The following is a 229-nucleotide window of genomic DNA, read 5'->3' as shown; positions in this document are numbered from 1 at the left end:
CGGCGGAGAAATTCGTAGACAGCCCGTTCGCCACTGGGGAGCGGCTGTACCGGACAGGCGACCTGGCGCGCTGGATGCCGGACGGCAACGTGGACTTCATCGGCCGGATCGACAACCAGGTGAAAATCCGGGGGTACCGGATTGAGACAGGCGAAGTCGAAGCGAAGCTGCTGAGTGTAGGTGGCGTGAAGGAAGCGGTCGTCGTCGTCAGGGAAGATCAAGAAGGTCA

Annotated in this window: 1 protein-coding gene; it reads left to right on the top strand. The window is 61.6% G+C overall.

The annotated features are described in order from the left end of the window. Positions 1 to 229: AMP-binding protein (locus HFE01_RS26840; RefSeq protein ID WP_167438889.1), on the top strand; the 229-nt coding region annotated here is incomplete at both ends.

It is taken from the genome of Paenibacillus sp. EKM10P (assembly GCF_011800655.1).
GTDB classification, from domain to species: Bacteria; Bacillota; Bacilli; order Paenibacillales; family Paenibacillaceae; genus Paenibacillus; species Paenibacillus polymyxa.
The sequence above is the reverse complement of the archived record's forward strand: the minus strand, read 5'-3'. Positions and strand labels throughout refer to the sequence as shown.